Origin of the sequence: Variovorax sp. J31P179, from assembly GCF_030316985.1 — a bacterium.
Lineage (GTDB): Bacteria > Pseudomonadota > Gammaproteobacteria > Burkholderiales > Burkholderiaceae_C > Variovorax > Variovorax ginsengisoli_B.
This window is the reverse complement of the sequence record NZ_JASZYL010000004.1, coordinates 452,618-468,274: the sequence shown is the minus strand read 5'-3', so window position 1 is coordinate 468,274 and position 15,657 is coordinate 452,618. Positions and strand designations below refer to the sequence as shown.

Genomic DNA, 15,657 nt, shown 5'->3' with positions numbered 1-15,657 from the left:
TGGTTCAGCGTTCGTCAAATGACAGCACCACGCGCTCGGTCAGCGGGTGGGCCTGGCAGGTCAGCACGAAGCCGGCCGCCACTTCATTCTTGTCGAGGGCGAAGTTTCGCTCCATGCGGACCTTGCCTTCGATCACCTTGGCGCGGCAGGTGCCGCAGACGCCCGAGGTGCACGAGAAAGGCACTTCCATGCCGGCCGCCGAGGCGCAGTCGAGGATACTCGGCTGGTCCTTGCGGAATTCGATCTCGCGCTGCAGGCCGTCGCGCACGATGACGATCTTCGCCACTTCGGCGTCGCCCGGTTTCGCCTCGTGGATCACTGCGCCGACCGGTGCGCCTTCGGGCGCGGCAACCCCGAAGCGCTCGATGTGGATGCGCTCCTCGGGCACGCCGGCCGCGAGCAGCGCGGCCTCGGCCTCGTCGTTCATCTGGAACGGGCCGCAGATGTAGGCATGGTCGATGCTGCCCGCCGGCACCACGCTCGACAGGAATTCGCCGAGCTTGGCGCGGTCCATGCGGCCCATGTTGAGCGGCGCGTCGGTCGGCTCGCCCGAGAACACGTGGTGCAGCACCAGGCGCGACATGTAGCGGTTCTTCAGGTCCTCGAGTTCTTCCTTGAACATCGTGGACTGCAGCTTGCGGTTGCCGTAGATGAGGGTGAAGCGCGACTGCGGCTCGCGCGCCAGCACCGTCTTCATGATCGACAGGATCGGCGTGATGCCGCTGCCGCCGACGATGCCCACGTGCTGGCGCTTCGACTGCGGCTCGATCGGCACGAAGAAGCGGCCCTGCGGCGCCATCACGCTGATGGTGTCGCCGGGCTGCAGCTTCTCGTTGATCCAGTTCGAGAAGGTGCCGCCCTTGACCTTGCGCACGCCGACGCGCAGTTCGCCGTCGTCGACGCCGGCGCAGATCGAGTAGGACCGGCGCAGGTCCTGGCCCTCAATGTCCTTGCGCAAGGTGAGGTACTGGCCCTGGGTGAAGCCGAAGGCCTCGCGCAAGTCGGTCGGCACGTCGAAGGAGACGATGACGGCTTCGTCGGTGTCGGGCTCGACGGCGCGCACGCGAAGCGGATGGAAGATGACGCTCATGGGAGGCCCGTCAGATCGGTTTGAAATGTTCGAAAGGTTCGCGGCAGCTCACGCAGCGGTACATCGCCTTGCAGGCGGTGGAGCCGAAGGCCGACAGCCGCTCGGTGTTGCTGCTGCCGCAGCGCGGGCAGGCCACCGCATCGACCCGGCGGCCGAAGAAGCGGATCGGCACCGTGCCGTCGGCCGAGGCCGGTCCGGGCGGTGCGATGCCGTACTCGGACAGCTTGCGGCGGCCGTCGGCGCTGATCCAGTCGGTGGTCCAGGCCGGTGCGCGCTGCAAGGTGACATAGGCCGGGCCGAGGCCGGCCTGGTCGATGGCGGCCAGCACGTCGTGCTCGATCACCTCGGTCGCCGGGCAGCCCGAGTAGGTCGGCGTCAGCACGACCTCGAGCCGGTCGTCGTGCTCGATCACGTCGCGCACGATGCCGAGGTCGCGCACCGACAGCGCCGGCACCTCGGGGTCGAGCACGGTGCCGAGCACGTCCCAGGCCTGGGCGCAGCGCGTGTCGGCCGCGGCGGGCGCAGTCACCACACGCCTCCGGGGAAGCTGCGTTGCAGGTGCTGCATCTCGGCCAGGATGTAGCCCATGTGCTCGGTGTGGACGCCCTTCTTGCCGGTGCTGCGGAAGGCTGCTTCCTTGGGCTCGACCAGCGCGGCTTCGCCGAGGATCGTGCGCATCTCCGCACGCCAGGGCGCCTCCAGCTCGGACCAGCGCGGCCCCAGGCCGGCGGCGGCCGCGTCCTCGTCGACCGCGTCGGACTCGAACATCTCGGGCGTGTAGCGCCACAGGTCGGCCAGCGCCGCTTCGATGCGCCGGCGCGATTCCTCGGTGCCGTCGCCCAGGCGCACCACCCAGTCGGCCGCATGCTGCTGGTGGTAGCGCGCCTCCTTGACCGCCTTGCCGGCGATGCCGGCGAGCTCGGCATCGGAAGAGTCGCGCAGGCGCTCCCACAGCAGCTTCATCAGCGTCGCGACCATGGCATTGCGCAGCACCGTGAAGGCGAAGTCGCCTCGCGGCAGCTCGACCAGCGTCAGGTTTCGGTAGTCCTTCTCGTCGCGCAGGAAGGCCAGCTGGTCCTCGTCATGGCCGAGGCCCTCGATGCGGCCGGCGTGCGTCAGCACGGCGCGGGCCTGGCCGATCAGGTCGAGCGCCATGTTCGACAGGGCGATGTCCTCCTCGAGGATCGGCGCGTGGCCGGACCATTCGGCGATCCGCTGGCCGAGGATCAGGCAGGTGTCGCCGAGGCGCAGCAGGTACTGCACGGCGGGCGTGGATTCGATGGCGATGGAAGCTTGCATGGTCAGGCGCTCACATGTGGTCCACGGAACCCGGCAGCTTGTAGAAGGTCGGGTGGCGGTAGACCTTGTCTTCCATCGGGTCGAAGTACATGTCCTTGTCGGCCGGGTCGCTGGCGACGATCTGGTCGGAGCGCACCACCCAGACGCTGGTGCCTTCCTGGCGGCGGGTGTAGACATCGCGCGCCATCTGGATCGCCATCTTGGGGTCGGCCGCGTGCAGGCTGCCGCAATGCTTGTGGTCGAGGCCCGAGCGGCTGCGCACGAAGACCTCCCAGAGGGGCCATTCGGCGGCGGAGGCGGGGGTGGGGTTCGTCATGTCGTCTTTTCCTTGCAGATGGGGCGCTCAGGCCGCCAGTGAGGTGGGTTCGGCGCGCTTGGCGGCATGGGCGAGCGCGGCCTCGCGCACCCAGGCGCCGTCTTCCCAGGCCTTGACCCGGGCGCCCAGGCGCTCGCGGTTGCAGGGGCCGTCGCCGCCGATCACGCGCCAGAACTCGCTCCAGTCGATCGGGCCATGGTCGTGGTGCTGGCGCTCCTCGTTCCACTTCAGGTCGGGGTCGGGCAGGGTCACGCCGAGCACCTTGGCCTGCTCGACCGCGGCGTCGATGAACTTGGCACGCAGGTCGTCGTTGGTGAAGCGCTTGATGCCCCAGCGCATCGACTGCGCCGAGTTGGGCGACTGGTCGTCCGGCGGGCCGAACATCATGATCGACGGCCACCACCAGCGGTCGACCGCGTCCTGCACCATCGCCTTCTGCGCCTCGGTGCCGTTCTGCATCATCGTCAGCAGCGCCTCGAAGCCCTGGCGCTGGTGGAAGCTCTCCTCGCGGCAGATGCGGATCATGGCGCGCGCATAGGGCGCGTAGGAGCAGCGGCAGATCGGCACCTGGTTCATGATCGCGGCGCCGTCGACCAGCCAGCCGATGGTGCCCATGTCGGCCCAGGTCAGGGTCGGGTAGTTGAAGATCGAGCTGTACTTGGCGCGGCCGCTGTGCAGCGCGTCGACCATCTGGTCGCGCGAGGTGCCCAGGGTCTCGGCGGCCGAGTAGAGGTAGAGCCCGTGGCCGGCCTCGTCCTGCACCTTGGCCAGCAGGATCGCCTTGCGCTTGAGGGTCGGCGCGCGCGTGATCCAGTTGCCTTCGGGCAGCATGCCGACGATCTCGGAGTGCGCGTGCTGGCTGATCTGCCGCACCAGCGTCTTGCGGTAGTGCTCGGGCATCCAGTCCTTGGCTTCGATGAAGCCGCCTTCGTCGATGCGGGCGTCGAAGCGCTGCTCGAGCTGCATCTCTTCGGCGGAGCGGATCGGCTTCTTGGCGTCGCCGGGCTCCTTGCCCATCGTATCCATCGCTTGGGTGTACATGGTGATCCTTTCAGGCGCGGGGCCTTATTTCGGTCGCTGGTCGACGACGCGCCGGGCCTTGCCGGTCAGCGTGCGTTCGATGGTGTCGGGGGTGAGCACGTTGACCGTGGTCGAGATGCCCACCAGGGTCTTGATGCGCTGCTGCAGCCATTGCGTGATCTCGCGCAGCTCGGCGGCATCGGTGCCCGCCGCGGCCTGCGGCTGCAGCTCGCACTGCACCACGACCGTGTCGAGCAGGCCGTCGCGCGCCACGTTGATCTGGTACTGGCCCGAGAGCTTGGCGTGCTGCAGCACGATCTCCTCGATCTGGGTCGGGAACACGTTGACGCCGCGGATGATCAGCATGTCGTCGGAGCGGCCGACGATCTTGCCCATGCGGCGGAAGCTGCGCGAGGTCGGCGCCAGCAGGCGCGTGAGGTCGCGCGTGCGGTAGCGGATGATCGGCAGCGCCTCCTTGGTGAGCGAGGTGAAGACCAGCTCGCCCTCCGAGCCGTCGGGCAGCACTTCGCCGGTCTCGGGGTCGACGATCTCGGGGTAGAAGTGGTCTTCCCAGACCACCGGACCGTCCTTGCTCTCGATGCATTCGCTGGCGACACCCGGGCCCATGACCTCCGACAGGCCGTAGATGTCGACCGCATCGATGCCGGCCTTGCCTTCGATCTCGCGCCGCATGGCCTCGGTCCAGGGCTCGGCACCGAAGATGCCGACCTTGAGCGAACTCTCGCGCGGGTCCAGCCCCTGGCGCACGAACTCCTCGATGATCACCTGCATGTAGCTCGGCGTGACCATGATCAGGTCGGGCCGGAAATCGCGGATCAGCTGCACCTGCTTCTCGGTCTGGCCGCCCGACATCGGGATCACGGTGCAGCCCGCGCGCTCGGCGCCGTAGTGGGCCCCGAGGCCGCCGGTGAACAGTCCGTAGCCATAGGCCACGTGGATGATGTCGCCACGGCGCCCGCCCGCGGCGCGGATCGAGCGCGCCACCAGGTCGGCCCAGCGGTCGATGTCGCCCTGCGTGTAGCCGACCACGGTCGGCTTGCCGGTGGTGCCCGACGAGGCATGGATGCGCGCCACCTGCTCGCGCGGCACCGCGAACATGCCGAAGGGGTAGTTGTCGCGCAGGTCCTTCTTGGCCGTGAACGGAAACTTCGCGAGGTCGCTCAGCTGCTTCAGGTCGGACGGATGAACGCCCTTGGCATCGAAGGCCTGGCGGTAGTGCGGCACGTTGTCGTAGGCGTGCTGCAGGGTCCAGCGCAGGCGCTGGAGCTGCAGCGCCTGGATCTCGTCGCGGCTGGCGGTCTCGATGGCGTCGAGGTCGCCGGGCTGGGGTTGCTTGACGGGCATGTGGTGTCTCCTCTGGCGGTTCGGTCGGCGGCGTGTCAGTCAGCGACCGCCGGCTTGCCCTTGATGGTGTAGGAGCGGCCGCGGAACATCGCGATGCGCTCGCCGTGCTGGTTGGTGATCTCGCTGTCGTAGACGCCGGTGCGGCCGGCCTTCGACAGCTCGAAGCTGCGGGCCGTGAGCACGTCGCCCTCGCGCGCCGGCGCCACCAGGTCGATCGAGAAGCCCGAAGCCACCGTCAGTTCGTTGTACGAGTTGCAGGCGTAGGCAAAGGCGGTGTCGGCCAGCGCCGCCAGGAAGCCGCCGTGGCAGGTGGCGTGGCCGTTGAGCATGTGGCCCTGCACCGTCATCGTGACCGTGGCCTGGCCCGGCGCGACCTCGGTCACGTCGATGCCCAGGCCGCGCACGGCGGGATCGTTGGCGTACATGCGCTCGCGGACCCGTTCGGCGGTCTGCTGGGGGGTGCGGTCGGAGGTGTCGGGCATGTCTGTGGGGCTTGCGTTCATCGGTCGGTGAAGACGGGGGCGCGCTTGGCGCCGAAGGCGGCCACGCCCTCGAGGTAGTCGTGGGCGCTGCCAAGCTGCGACTGCAGCGCGGCTTCCATGTCGAGCGCCTGGTCGAGCGTGAGCGCCTGCGCGCCGTCGATCGCGGCGCGGGTCGCGGCCAGCGCCTTCGCGGGCATCGCGGCCAGCCGCTGGGCGAGCTTGGCGCATTCGTCGGCCAGGGCTGCGTCGTCGACGCATTTCCAGATCAGGCCGATGCGCTCGGCCTCGGCCGCGGGCAGCTTGTCGCCCAGCATCGCCAGGCCCAGCGCACGGGCGCGGCCGACGATGCGCGGCAGCAGCCAAGTGCCGCCGGTGTCGGGCACCAGCCCGATCTTGGCGAAAGCCTGGATGAAGCTGGCCGACTGCCCGGCCAGCACGAAGTCGCAGTTCAGCGCCAGGTTGGCGCCCGCGCCTGCCGCCACGCCGTTGACCGCGGCGATCACCGGCACCGGCATCGATTTGAGGCGCTGCACCAGCGGCTTGTAGAGCGTGTTGATCGCCACCGCGAGGTCCTTGGGCGGCTCGCCCGGCGCTGCGGGCGCGACCATCGGGTCGGCCAGGTCCTGGCCGGCACAGAAGCCGCGGCCGGCGCCGGTCAGCACCACGCAGCGCACTTCGGGGTTGGCGGCAGCGGCGTCGAGCCCCGCGCGCAGTGCCTGGTGCATGCCTTCGGTGAAGCTGTTGAGGGCGGCGGGCCGGTTCAAGGTCAGCGTCAGGACCGGACCCTGCTGGGTCGCGAGGACGAGGGAGTCGGACAAGCTGTGTCTCCTGTCTGGGTTCTTGGCGTGGGGCTGGGGGTCTTGACCGGTCTCAAAAGTATCGTTGACCGACCGGTCGGTTAATCATAGGATCGGAAAAAGATTGACGCAAGTCAAAAGTGCCAAGGGATAACCCTTAGGGCCTGTCCCTCATTCAAACAACGGAGATTCGCGATGCCTTGTTATTCCATCGAAGGCGTGGTGCCGGTCATCGACCCGAGCGCCTACGTGCACCCCACCGCGGTCCTGATCGGCGACGTGATCGTCGGCCCCGACTGCTATGTCGGGCCCTGCGCCGTGCTGCGCGGCGATTTCGGCCGCATCGTCCTGGAGCGCGGCTCGAACGTGCAGGACACCTGCGTGGTCCACGGCTTCCCGGCGCACGACACGGTGGTCGAGGAAAACGGCCACATCGGCCACGGCGCGGTGCTGCACAGCTGCATCGTGCGGCGCGATGCGCTGGTGGGCATGAACGCGGTGGTGATGGACGAGGCGGAGATCGGCGAGGCCTCGATCGTCGCCGCCTGCGCCTTCGTGCCGGCCGGCCGCAAGATCCCGCCGCGCTCGCTGGCCGCCGGCATGCCGGCCAAGGTGATGCGCGCCCTCAGCGACCAGGAAGTGGCCTGGAAGCTCGAAGGCACCCGCACCTACCAGGCGCTGACCTTGCGCAGCCTGGCCAGCATGCAGGAAGTGGCGGCCCTGACCGCGGTCGAGCCCGAGCGGCCGCGCGTGGCGGCGCCGGACGTCAAGCCGCTCATCGCGACGAAGCGCGGCTGAGGGCTGGCGCGGGCCGGGTCAGGTCGCGGTCGCTCTCGACCGCGAAATAGAACCACTCGGTCCCCGGCAAGGCCTCGGCATTCGGGAACACGATGAACCCGTCGCGTTCGGCGTGCAGCATGCTGCCGTCCTCGCGCACGCCGATCGGCTCGCCCCGCGCCACGGGGTCGAAGGTGGCCCACTCGCGGACGAACTGGTCTTCGGCGTGCAGCCGGTCGACCACGCTGACCAGCCGCAGCAGCGAAGGCGCCCGCGGAGGCGCCGCCGCCGGGTCGGGCTCGATCATGCCCAGCAGCCGCAAGGTCGAAAGGATCGCCCGCCGGGCCACGTCGGGCGCCGCCGGGTCCTGGTGCTGGCCGCATTCGAGCGTCACGCCGTAGCCGCCGCGGCTGCGCATGTATTCGTTGGTGCCCCAGCCGAAGGCCAGCGCCGCCTCGTCGGCGGCCTGCCCGCGCTGCGCCAGCCCGGCCGCATAGATGTCGAGCCAGCCCTCGACCACCCGGGGCGTGCCGAGGTGCAGCGCCAGCTGCCCTTCCTCGAAGGCGCGCGCGAACGGCTCGAGCGGCCCTTGGTTGTCGCGCGGCCCGATCATTGCGAAGGCCTCGCCCTCGCTCTGGAACGAATGCAGGTCGAGCAGCACTTCGTGGCGATCGAGCAGCGGGCACAGCAGGTCGGTGATGCGGGCCTCGTAGTCGGCCGGCTCGGCGCCTGGCGCGGTCGGGCGGAACAGCCGGTTGAGATTGCGCTCGCCCTCGCGCCGGAGCAGCCGCCGCGCCAGCGGATTGGCGACCGGCACCAGGGTCAGCTGGCCGCGCAGAAGCTGGAGCGAACCGTCATCCAGCGCGGCCACGACGCGCTCGATGCCGGCGGTGCCGCAGGTCTCGTCGCCGTGCACCCCGCCGAGGACGATCAGCCGCGGCCCCGGCTGCAGGCTGGCGTAGCCATGGATGCGAAGGAGGTCGGTGGAGGCGGTCATTTCGCTGTCCATCCTACAGGCCCGCGAAAGCCGGTCCTACCGCGTTCTCCCCGGTACCGTGAGACAAACGAAGGCACCACAGGAGCAAGCGATGGCCACGAAGAACAATCCCGCGAAGACCGATGCCCAGGGTTCGAAGGATGCGGGAGGAGGCAATACCCAGGTCGAGCAGGAGGGCGAATCGGCGCCGCGCCTGCCGCACGAGCACGACCAGTCGTCCGACAGCCAGAAAAGCGCCGACGGCGCCCCGCCGCGCGTCGGCCGCCAGGCGCACGAGGACCTCGAGCGCGGCCTGGTCGACACCGACAAGGGCCCGGTGACCGACCGGGTCTACAACGACAAGCTCAAGCCTTGACGGCGGTGGCGAGTTGATCGCGCATCGCCCGCACCACGCCCGCATAGTCCTTGGCATTGAAGATCGCGCTGCCCGCCACGAAAGTGTCGGCGCCCGCGCTCGCCACCTGCGCGATGTTGTCGGCCTTGATGCCGCCATCGACTTCGAGCCGGATGTCGCGACCGGTCGCGTCGATGCGCTTGCGCGCGTGCTCGATCTTCCGCAGGGCGGAATCGATGAAGCTCTGGCCGCCGAAGCCGGGGTTCACGCTCATGATCAGGATCAGGTCGATGTCGTCGATCACCCAGTCGAGCGCTTCCAGGCCCAGGCCCGGGTTGAACACCAGACCGGCCTTGCAGCCCGCCGCCTTGATCGCCTGGATGCTGCGGTGCACGTGCGGCGAGGCGTCGGGATGGAAGCTGATGTAGTCGGCGCCGGCCTGCGCGAAGGCCGCGGCCAGGGCGTCCACCGGCTGGATCATCAGGTGGACGTCGATCGGCACCGGCTGGCCGTCGGGCGTCTTCGCATGCGGCTTGAGCGCCTGGCAGACCATCGGCCCGAAGGTCAGGTTCGGCACATAGTGGTTGTCCATCACGTCGAAATGGATCCAGTCGGCGCCAGCGGCGATGACGTCGCGCACCTCGTCGCCAAGGCGGGCGAAGTCGGCCGAGAGGATGGATGGGGCGATTCTGAAGGGGCTGCTCATGGGTCCGGATTGTCGCAGCAGGGGCGGCGGCTTGCAGCGCCACAGGAGCCTTCCGTTACTATCCCTGCGATGTCCACGCTACCGATCAGTGTCCAGGTCGAGCCACGCTACCTGCCAGACCAGTCCTCGCCCGAGGACCGGGTCCACACCTTCGCCTACGCCGTGACGGTCACCAACAACGGCCCGGTGGCGGCGCAGCTGATCGCGCGCCACTGGATCTTCGCCGACGCCTCCGGCCACACGCAGGAGGTCGACGGCCTCGGCGTCATCGGCCAGCAGCCCCTGCTGGCGCCAGGGGAATCGTTCCGCTACACCAGCGGCTGCCGGCTGCAGGCCCCCAGCGGTACCATGCACGGCAGCTTCTTCTTCGTCACCGAGCGCGGCGAACGCTTCGACGTTCCGATCCCCACGCTGGTGCTGGAAGCCGACGCGGGCGACATGCCCACTTCGCGCGTGCTGCACTGAGCACGCTTTTCTCTTTCGCGCCATGAACGCCTTGCGCGCTCTGGATCTTCCGCGGGGGGCGATGCCCCCCTCAAGCTGAACCGATGACGTCTTTCCTGCCCAATGATCTGCTGGGTTTCTGGTCGGAGTGGGTGCGGCCCTCGGCCGGCCTGCCGACCGTGCTGTGGTCGTTGCTGCTGGCCACCGCGGCCGCGGCCGGCCACCTGGTGCAACGCTACATGGGCCTGCCCAAGGTGGTCGGCTATTCGATCGTCGGCACCGTGGTCGGCTTCGCCGGCTTCGAGGGCGCGATCTGGCCGCTGCAGGGCATCAGCCTGTTCCTGCTCGAGCTCGGCGTGGCGATCGTGCTGTTCGAGGCCGGCGGCCGCCTGCCGCTGCGCTGGTTCCGTCACAACCCGATGGTGCTGGTGCAGAGCCTGCTCGAGTCGACCTTGACCTACTTCGGCGTCTTCTGGACCCTGCACTGGCTCGGCATCCCCGACCCGGTGGCCAATCCGATCGCGCTGATGGCGATCGTCGCCTCGCCGGCGGTGCTGAGCCGGGTCGTGATCGATACCCGGGCCTCGGGCCCCGTGACCGAGCGCGCGATGACGCTCGCCACCCTCAACACCTTCTACGCGCTGGCGCTCGGCTATGCGCAGGCCGGGCTGATCGAGCACGCGCCCACCGGACTGCTCGAGAAGCTCAACCCGGTCGGCGTGGTGCTCGGCCTGTCCTTCGTGGTCGGCGCGCTGATGGCGCTGTCGCTGCGCTCGGCGCTGCGCGTCATGAGCCCGACCAGCGAGAACACCTCGATCCTGCTGCTGGCGATCATCGCCGCCGGGGCCGCGCTGGCGGCGCACTTCGGCGGTTCGGCGCCGCTGGCGGCCCTGATCGGCGGCGTGCTGCTGAAGGCGCTGAACCCCAAGCCCTGGGCCTGGCCGCGGCAGCTCGGCACCGCGGCCTCGCTGCTCACGATGCTGATGTTCGTGCTGGTCTCGATCGTCGCCGCCCAGGCCGACTGGAGCCTGCCGGTGGCCAGCGTGGTGCTGAGCGTGATCGGCGTGCGCGCGGTCGCCAAGATCGCCGGCGTCGCGATCGCCAACCCGGGCAGCGGCGCGAGCTGGAAGCAGGCTTTCTGGGTCGGCTGCGCGATGTCGCCGCTGTCCTCGATCGCGCTGCTGATCACCTCGGCCTTCGTCACCGCCTCGCCGCTGCTGGGCGCGATGATCACCCAGGTCGCATTGCCTGCGATCCTGCTGATGGAGGTGCTCGGCGCGGTGCTCGCGACGGTCGCCATCCACGCCGCCGGCGAGAGTTCCACGCCGTGGACCCCCGAAGCCTTCGGCACCGTGGAGGACACGCAAAGATGAGTCATCGCACGATCGATCCCGCCACCGGCTCGCCGGCCAACACGCCCGCCAGCCGGGTGGTGCCGCTCGAGCCCTTCAACAAGTCGGTGGCGCTGTCGCTCGGCGTCGAGCTCGAGCTGCAGCTGGTCAACACCCACGACTACGACCTCGCGCCCTATGCCGAGGACATGCTGCGGCTGATGGCGCAGACGCCGCTGCCGGGCAGCGTGGTGCCCGAGATGACCTCGAGCATGATCGAGATCTCGACCGACGTCTGCCATTCGGCGCAGGACGTGATCGCCCAGCTGACGCCGATCCGCGACGCGCTGGTGCGCAACGCCGACAAGCTCAACATCGCGGTGGTCGGCGGCGGCACCCATGCCTTCCAGCAGTGGCACGAGCGGCGCATCTACGACAAGCCGCGCTTCCGCGAGCTGTCCGAGCTGTACGGCTACCTGTCGAAGCAGTTCACGATCTTCGGCCAGCACGTGCACATCGGCTGCCCCGATGCCGACGCGGCGCTGCTGATGCTGCACCGCATGTCGCGCTACATCCCGCACTTCATCGCGCTGTCGGCGTCGTCGCCCTTCGTCCAGGGGCAGGACACGCAGTTCGATTCGGCCCGGCTCAATTCCGTGTTCGCGTTCCCGCTGTCGGGCCGCGCGCCCTTCACCCTGTCGTGGCGCGAATTCGAGAACTACTTCAAGCGCATGACCCGCACCGGCGTGGTCCGCAGCATGAAGGACTTCTACTGGGACATCCGGCCCAAGCCCGAGTTCGGCACCATCGAGATCCGCGTCTTCGACACCCCGCTCACGGTGGAGCGGGCCGCCGCGCTGGCGGGCTACGTGCAGTCGCTGGCCGCCTGGTTCCTGCAGGAGCAGCCCTTCACGCCGACCGAGGACGACTACCTGGTCTACACCTACAACCGCTTCCAGGCCTGCCGCTTCGGCCTCGATGCGCTGTATGTCGACCCGGCCAGCGGCGAGCACATGCCGCTGCGCGACCATATCCTCATGACCATGACGCAGCTCGAATGGCACAGCGAAGCCCTCAACGCCACGCAGGCGCTGGGCGAGCTGCGCACCAGCGTCGAGGCCAACCGCAACGACGCCCGCTGGCTGCGCGAGAAGCAGGGCAAGGAACGCCTGCTGGCCGAGGTGGTGCGGCAGGCCGCGCTGCGCTTCCGCAGCGCGACGGTGTGAGCACGGCATGAGCGGCACCGGCGAATTCGATCTCATCGCGCGCTACTTCACGCGCCCCGCGCGGCGCTCGCCGCTGGGCGTGGGCGACGACTGCGCCCTGCTGGCGCCGGCCGCGGGCATGCAGCTCGCGGTGTCCACCGACATGCTGGTCGAGGGGCGGCACTTCCTGCCGACGGTCGACCCGGCGCGTCTCGGCCACAAGGCGCTGGCGGTCAACCTCAGCGACCTGGCGGCCTGCGGCGCCAGGCCGCTGGCCTTCACGCTGGCGCTCTCGCTGCCGGCGGTCGACGCGGCCTGGCTGGAGGGCTTCTCGCGCGGCCTGTTCGCGCTGGCCGATGCGCACGGCTGCGAGCTGGTCGGCGGCGACACCACGCGCGGCCCGCTCAACCTCTGCATCACGGTGTTCGGCGAAGTGCCGGCCGGCGCGGCGCTGCTGCGCTCGGGCGCGCACGCCGGCGACGATGTCTGGGTCAGCGGCACGCTGGGCGATGCGCGCCTGGCGCTCGAAGTCTTCCGCGGCACCCTGGCGCTGCCGGCAGAATCGTTCGCGTTGGCGCGCGGCCGCATGGAGCAGCCGACGCCGCGGGTCGCGCTCGGCATGGCGCTGCGCGGCATCGCCACCGCGGCGGTCGACATCAGCGACGGCCTGGCCGGCGACCTCGGGCACATTCTGAAGGCCAGCGGCGTCGGTGCGCGGCTCGACGCCGATGCCGCCGCGAAGCTGCTGGCGACCGTCGATTCGGCAGGCCTGGATGTCGACCTGCGGCGCGCCTGCGCACTGGCCGGCGGCGACGACTACGAGCTCGCGTTCACCGCGCCGCCGGCGGCGCGCGCCGCGGTCGAGCAGGCGGGCCGCGCCAGCGCGACGCCGGTCGCACGCATCGGCGCCATCGAGGCCGAAGCGGGCCTGCGGCTGGTCGATGCGCAAGGCGCAGCCGTGACGCAACGCTTCGCGTCGTTCGACCACTTCGCCTGAAGCACGGTCAGGCGCGGCGCCGGGCCTGCACCGGCACTGCCTCCAAAACCGCGAACGCGGAATCGATCTCGAGATCGTTCAGCACGCAGGTCAGGCCCCGGTACAGCTCGTTCGGCGACACCGGCTTGTGCAGCAGCGGCACGCCGCTGGCACGGGCTTCGCGCAGGCGCTGCGGCGCCGTGTCGCCGGTGATCAGCAGCGCCGGCAGCTGCTCGCCGAACTCGGCGCGCAGCGCCGCGATGGCCTCGGCGCCGGTGCGCAGCTCGCGCAGCCGGTAGTCGCTGATGACCAGTCCCGGCGGATGAGTCCGGGCGAGCGCCTGGGCGTCCTCGATCGAATCGGCTACGTCGCATTCGCAGCCCCAGGCGGTCAGCAGCTGCTTCATGCCGGCGCGCACCGCTTCGTCGTCGTCGATCACCAGCACCCGCACGTCGAACACGCGCGCATGCCCGGCCGCCGCCTCCAGGCCGCCGCTGGTCACGCCCGCCTGCGCCATCGGCAGTGCCAGCCTGAACACGCTGCCGCGCAACGGCACCGACACCAGCGACAGCGAGTGGCCGAGCGCGCGTGCCAGGCCCTGGGCGATCGCCAAGCCCAGCCCCAGGCCCTTGCGCCGATCGCGCTCGGCGTTTCCGAGCTGATGGAACTCGCGGAAGATCTCGCTCTGCTGGGTCGGCGCGATGCCGATGCCGGTGTCCCAGACTTCGAGCAGCAGCTCGCGGCGGCGCGAGCGGCAGGCCACCAGCACACCGCCGCTGTCGGTGTAGCGGATCGCGTTCGACACCAGGTTGCGCAGGATCAGCGCCACCAGCGCCGGATCGGAGCGCACCGCCGCATGGGTCTCGCGCGAACGGTAGACGATGCCCTTGGCGTCGGCCTGCGGCGCCAGTTCGTTCTCGATGCGGTTGAGCAGCGGCTGCAGCTGGAAGTCCTGCATCTGCGGCTCGACCACCCCGGCCTCGATGCGCGAGAAGTCGAGCAGGGTGTCGAGCATCTCGGCCGAGGCGTGCCAGGTGGCCCGGGCGTTGGCCAGCGCGTCGTACTGCGCGGCCGACAGCTTGCTGCGCGCCAGCACCTCGAGGAACAGCCCCTGGGCGTGGATCGGCTGGCGCAGGTCGTGGCTGGCGGCGGCCAGGAACTTGGACTTCGCCAGGTTGGCCTCGTCGGCCTTGAGCTGGGCCGCCTGCGCATGGCCGGTCTCGATCCGCAGCCGCTCGATCAGCTCGAGGTTCTCGAAGCGCAGGTCGATCGCCGCCCGCGCCGCCCGGGCGCCGTTGCGCGCCTGGCCGAGCAGGGTCGCCACGTACAGCACCCCGGCCGCCCCGAGCGCATTGAAGGCCGGGTCGCCCAGCAGCACCAGCTTGGCCGCCAGCACGGCCAGCTCGATCGTGCCGAAGACCACGAACACCGGCAGCACCGGCGAGAGCGAAGACATCGAGCTGCCGGCCACGCCCGCCAGCACCGCGATGACCAGGATGCTGCCGGCCGTCGAGGTGCTGCCCAGCGTGACCCAGCCCAGGGCGCCCCAGGCGGCGGCGTCGATGCCGTTGAGCACCATCTGCCGCCAGACCAGCCGGGGCGCGCGCTCGAACGAGATCTCGCGGGCCAGCGTGCGGCGGGCATCGCGGGCGCAATACAGCTTGATCAGGATCACGACGCCGGCCCACAGCCGCAGCGCCAGCGCATTGGTGTCGTTGGCCAGCACCCAGACCAGCAGCAGCGCGACCCCGATCGTCGGGCCCACCGAACTGCCGATGTTGCCGAGCTGCAGCCGCAGCTGCTCGACCAGCGTGCGCCCGTCGGCCAGGCGCAGGAACCCCGTCATCAGCCGACCAATCCCCGGCGGCGCGCCGCGAAGCCGGCCTCGGAGCGGCTCGACACCTGCAGCGCCGCCAGCACCGCCTGCACGTGGCCGCGCACCGTGTTCTCCGACAGCCCGAGGCGGCGGCCGATGACCTTGTTCGGCAGGCCCTGGCACAGCAGGTCCAGCACCTCGAACTGCCGCGGCGTCAGCAACTGGGGCGACCCGCCGCCCTCGCCGGCCGTCGCTTGTGCGGCGGCGCCGGCAGGCTCGCCGCGGCGCAGCTGCTCGATCACGGCCAGGATGTTGTCGGCGGTGTCGGCCTTGGAGACGAAGGCGGCGGCGCCGCGCTCCAGCGCCATGCGCACGTTGTGCGGGCCGGCGTCGGACGACAGGATGACCACCACCGCCTCGGGCCACTTGCGCTTCACCAGCGCGATGCCCTCCAGGCCATTGAGCCCGTGCAGCTGGATGTCGAGCAGCACCAGGGCCGGGTCGTCCATGCCGGCGCGCAGCCCCTCTTCGAGCGAGCTCGCCTCGGCGACTTCGAGCTCGGGAATGCCGGAGGCGAGCACCATGCGAAGGCCGCAGCGGAACAGGGCGTGGTCGTCGATGAGGAGGATGCGGGCCGGGAGCATGAGGCGCCGATTCTGCGCGAAGTCGGACCGGTCCAAATGGACTATTTACCAGCGGCGC

At 70.0% G+C, this 15,657-nt stretch carries 18 protein-coding genes; 6 read left to right on the top strand and 12 right to left on the bottom strand.

All coding sequences use genetic code 11. The features are described from left to right. Positions 1-4 precede the first annotated feature (4 nt). The 8 genes from paaE to QTI17_RS13260 are packed head-to-tail and all read right to left on the bottom strand — an operon-like array spanning position 5 to position 6,390. Complete coding sequence (gene paaE / locus QTI17_RS13295; RefSeq protein WP_286520009.1) at positions 5-1,090, bottom strand: 1,2-phenylacetyl-CoA epoxidase subunit PaaE; 1,086 nt, start codon at positions 1,088-1,090, stop codon at positions 5-7. Positions 1,091-1,100: 10 nt separating this feature from the next. Then, positions 1,101-1,622, bottom strand: coding sequence for a 1,2-phenylacetyl-CoA epoxidase subunit PaaD (paaD, locus tag QTI17_RS13290; protein WP_478139784.1), 522 nt, complete (start codon positions 1,620-1,622; stop codon positions 1,101-1,103). Next, complete coding sequence (gene paaC / locus QTI17_RS13285; protein ID WP_286533660.1) at positions 1,616-2,389, bottom strand: 1,2-phenylacetyl-CoA epoxidase subunit PaaC; 774 nt, start codon at positions 2,387-2,389, stop codon at positions 1,616-1,618. The genes paaD and paaC overlap by 7 nt, the downstream gene beginning before the upstream one ends. 10 nt (positions 2,390-2,399) lie before the next feature. Beyond that, complete coding sequence (gene paaB, locus QTI17_RS13280; RefSeq protein ID WP_286372007.1) at positions 2,400-2,705, bottom strand: 1,2-phenylacetyl-CoA epoxidase subunit PaaB; 306 nt, start codon at positions 2,703-2,705, stop codon at positions 2,400-2,402. A 27-nt stretch (positions 2,706-2,732) separates the two neighbouring features. Beyond that, entirely contained in the window at positions 2,733-3,746 is a 1,014-nt protein-coding gene (gene paaA / locus QTI17_RS13275; protein ID WP_286533658.1) for a 1,2-phenylacetyl-CoA epoxidase subunit PaaA, read from the bottom strand. Positions 3,747-3,770: 24 nt separating this feature from the next. Further along, positions 3,771-5,090 carry a phenylacetate--CoA ligase PaaK gene (paaK, locus tag QTI17_RS13270; RefSeq protein WP_286533657.1) on the bottom strand — a complete coding sequence of 440 codons (1,320 nt, stop codon included), beginning with the start codon at positions 5,088-5,090 and terminating at the stop codon, positions 3,771-3,773. Positions 5,091-5,125: 35 nt separating this feature from the next. Continuing rightward, positions 5,126-5,572, bottom strand: coding sequence for a hydroxyphenylacetyl-CoA thioesterase PaaI (gene paaI, locus QTI17_RS13265; protein WP_286533655.1), 447 nt, complete (start codon positions 5,570-5,572; stop codon positions 5,126-5,128). A 17-nt stretch (positions 5,573-5,589) separates the two neighbouring features. Next, entirely contained in the window at positions 5,590-6,390 is an 801-nt protein-coding gene (locus QTI17_RS13260) for an enoyl-CoA hydratase-related protein (RefSeq protein ID WP_286533653.1), read from the bottom strand. A gap of 174 nt (positions 6,391-6,564) precedes the next feature. On the opposite strand from QTI17_RS13260, the gene QTI17_RS13255 reads away from it, so the two are divergent. After that, entirely contained in the window at positions 6,565-7,167 is a 603-nt protein-coding gene (locus QTI17_RS13255; protein ID WP_286533651.1) for a phenylacetic acid degradation protein PaaY, read from the top strand. Here the strand turns inward: QTI17_RS13255 and QTI17_RS13250 are convergent. After that, positions 7,145-8,155, bottom strand: a complete 1,011-nt coding sequence (locus QTI17_RS13250) for a succinylglutamate desuccinylase/aspartoacylase family protein (protein WP_286533649.1) — start codon at positions 8,153-8,155, stop codon at positions 7,145-7,147. The two genes, QTI17_RS13255 and QTI17_RS13250, sit on opposite strands and share 23 nt — an antisense overlap. A 79-nt stretch (positions 8,156-8,234) precedes the next feature. Here QTI17_RS13250 and QTI17_RS13245 point away from each other — a divergent pair, with 79 nt between their 5' ends. Continuing rightward, positions 8,235-8,498, top strand: coding sequence for a hypothetical protein (locus QTI17_RS13245; RefSeq protein ID WP_286533647.1), 264 nt, complete (start codon positions 8,235-8,237; stop codon positions 8,496-8,498). On the opposite strand, the gene rpe is transcribed toward QTI17_RS13245, so the two are convergent. Then, on the bottom strand, positions 8,488-9,183 hold the full coding sequence (rpe, locus tag QTI17_RS13240) for a ribulose-phosphate 3-epimerase (protein WP_286533645.1): 696 nt from the start codon (positions 9,181-9,183) through the stop codon (positions 8,488-8,490). The genes QTI17_RS13245 and rpe overlap by 11 nt on opposite strands. A gap of 69 nt (positions 9,184-9,252) precedes the next feature. On the opposite strand from rpe, the gene apaG reads away from it, so the two are divergent. From apaG to thiL, 4 genes are all read left to right on the top strand, one after another. Next, the gene (gene apaG / locus QTI17_RS13235; protein ID WP_286519991.1) at positions 9,253-9,648 is read left to right on the top strand and encodes a Co2+/Mg2+ efflux facilitator ApaG/CorD; all 396 of its coding nucleotides are present in this window, start codon (positions 9,253-9,255) and stop codon (positions 9,646-9,648) included. Between the two features lie 83 nt (positions 9,649-9,731). Further along, on the top strand, positions 9,732-11,000 hold the full coding sequence (locus QTI17_RS13230; RefSeq protein WP_286533643.1) for a cation:proton antiporter: 1,269 nt from the start codon (positions 9,732-9,734) through the stop codon (positions 10,998-11,000). A gap of 59 nt (positions 11,001-11,059) precedes the next feature. Continuing rightward, a complete protein-coding gene (locus QTI17_RS13225; RefSeq protein ID WP_286533828.1) occupies positions 11,060-12,184 on the top strand; it encodes a YbdK family carboxylate-amine ligase in 1,125 nt (374 codons plus the stop codon). Positions 12,185-12,191: 7 nt separating this feature from the next. Next, positions 12,192-13,160, top strand: a complete 969-nt coding sequence (gene thiL / locus QTI17_RS13220; protein WP_286533640.1) for a thiamine-phosphate kinase — start codon at positions 12,192-12,194, stop codon at positions 13,158-13,160. 7 nt (positions 13,161-13,167) lie between these two features. Here thiL and QTI17_RS13215 read toward each other — a convergent pair whose 3' ends face one another. Together QTI17_RS13215 and QTI17_RS13210 are read right to left on the bottom strand one after the other, a co-directional pair. Continuing rightward, on the bottom strand, positions 13,168-14,985 hold the full coding sequence (locus QTI17_RS13215; protein WP_286533638.1) for an ATP-binding response regulator: 1,818 nt from the start codon (positions 14,983-14,985) through the stop codon (positions 13,168-13,170). Then, positions 14,985-15,599 carry a response regulator gene (locus QTI17_RS13210; protein ID WP_286533636.1) on the bottom strand — a complete coding sequence of 205 codons (615 nt, stop codon included), beginning with the start codon at positions 15,597-15,599 and terminating at the stop codon, positions 14,985-14,987. The genes QTI17_RS13215 and QTI17_RS13210 overlap by 1 nt, the downstream gene beginning before the upstream one ends. Between the last annotated feature and the right edge of the window lie 58 nt (positions 15,600-15,657).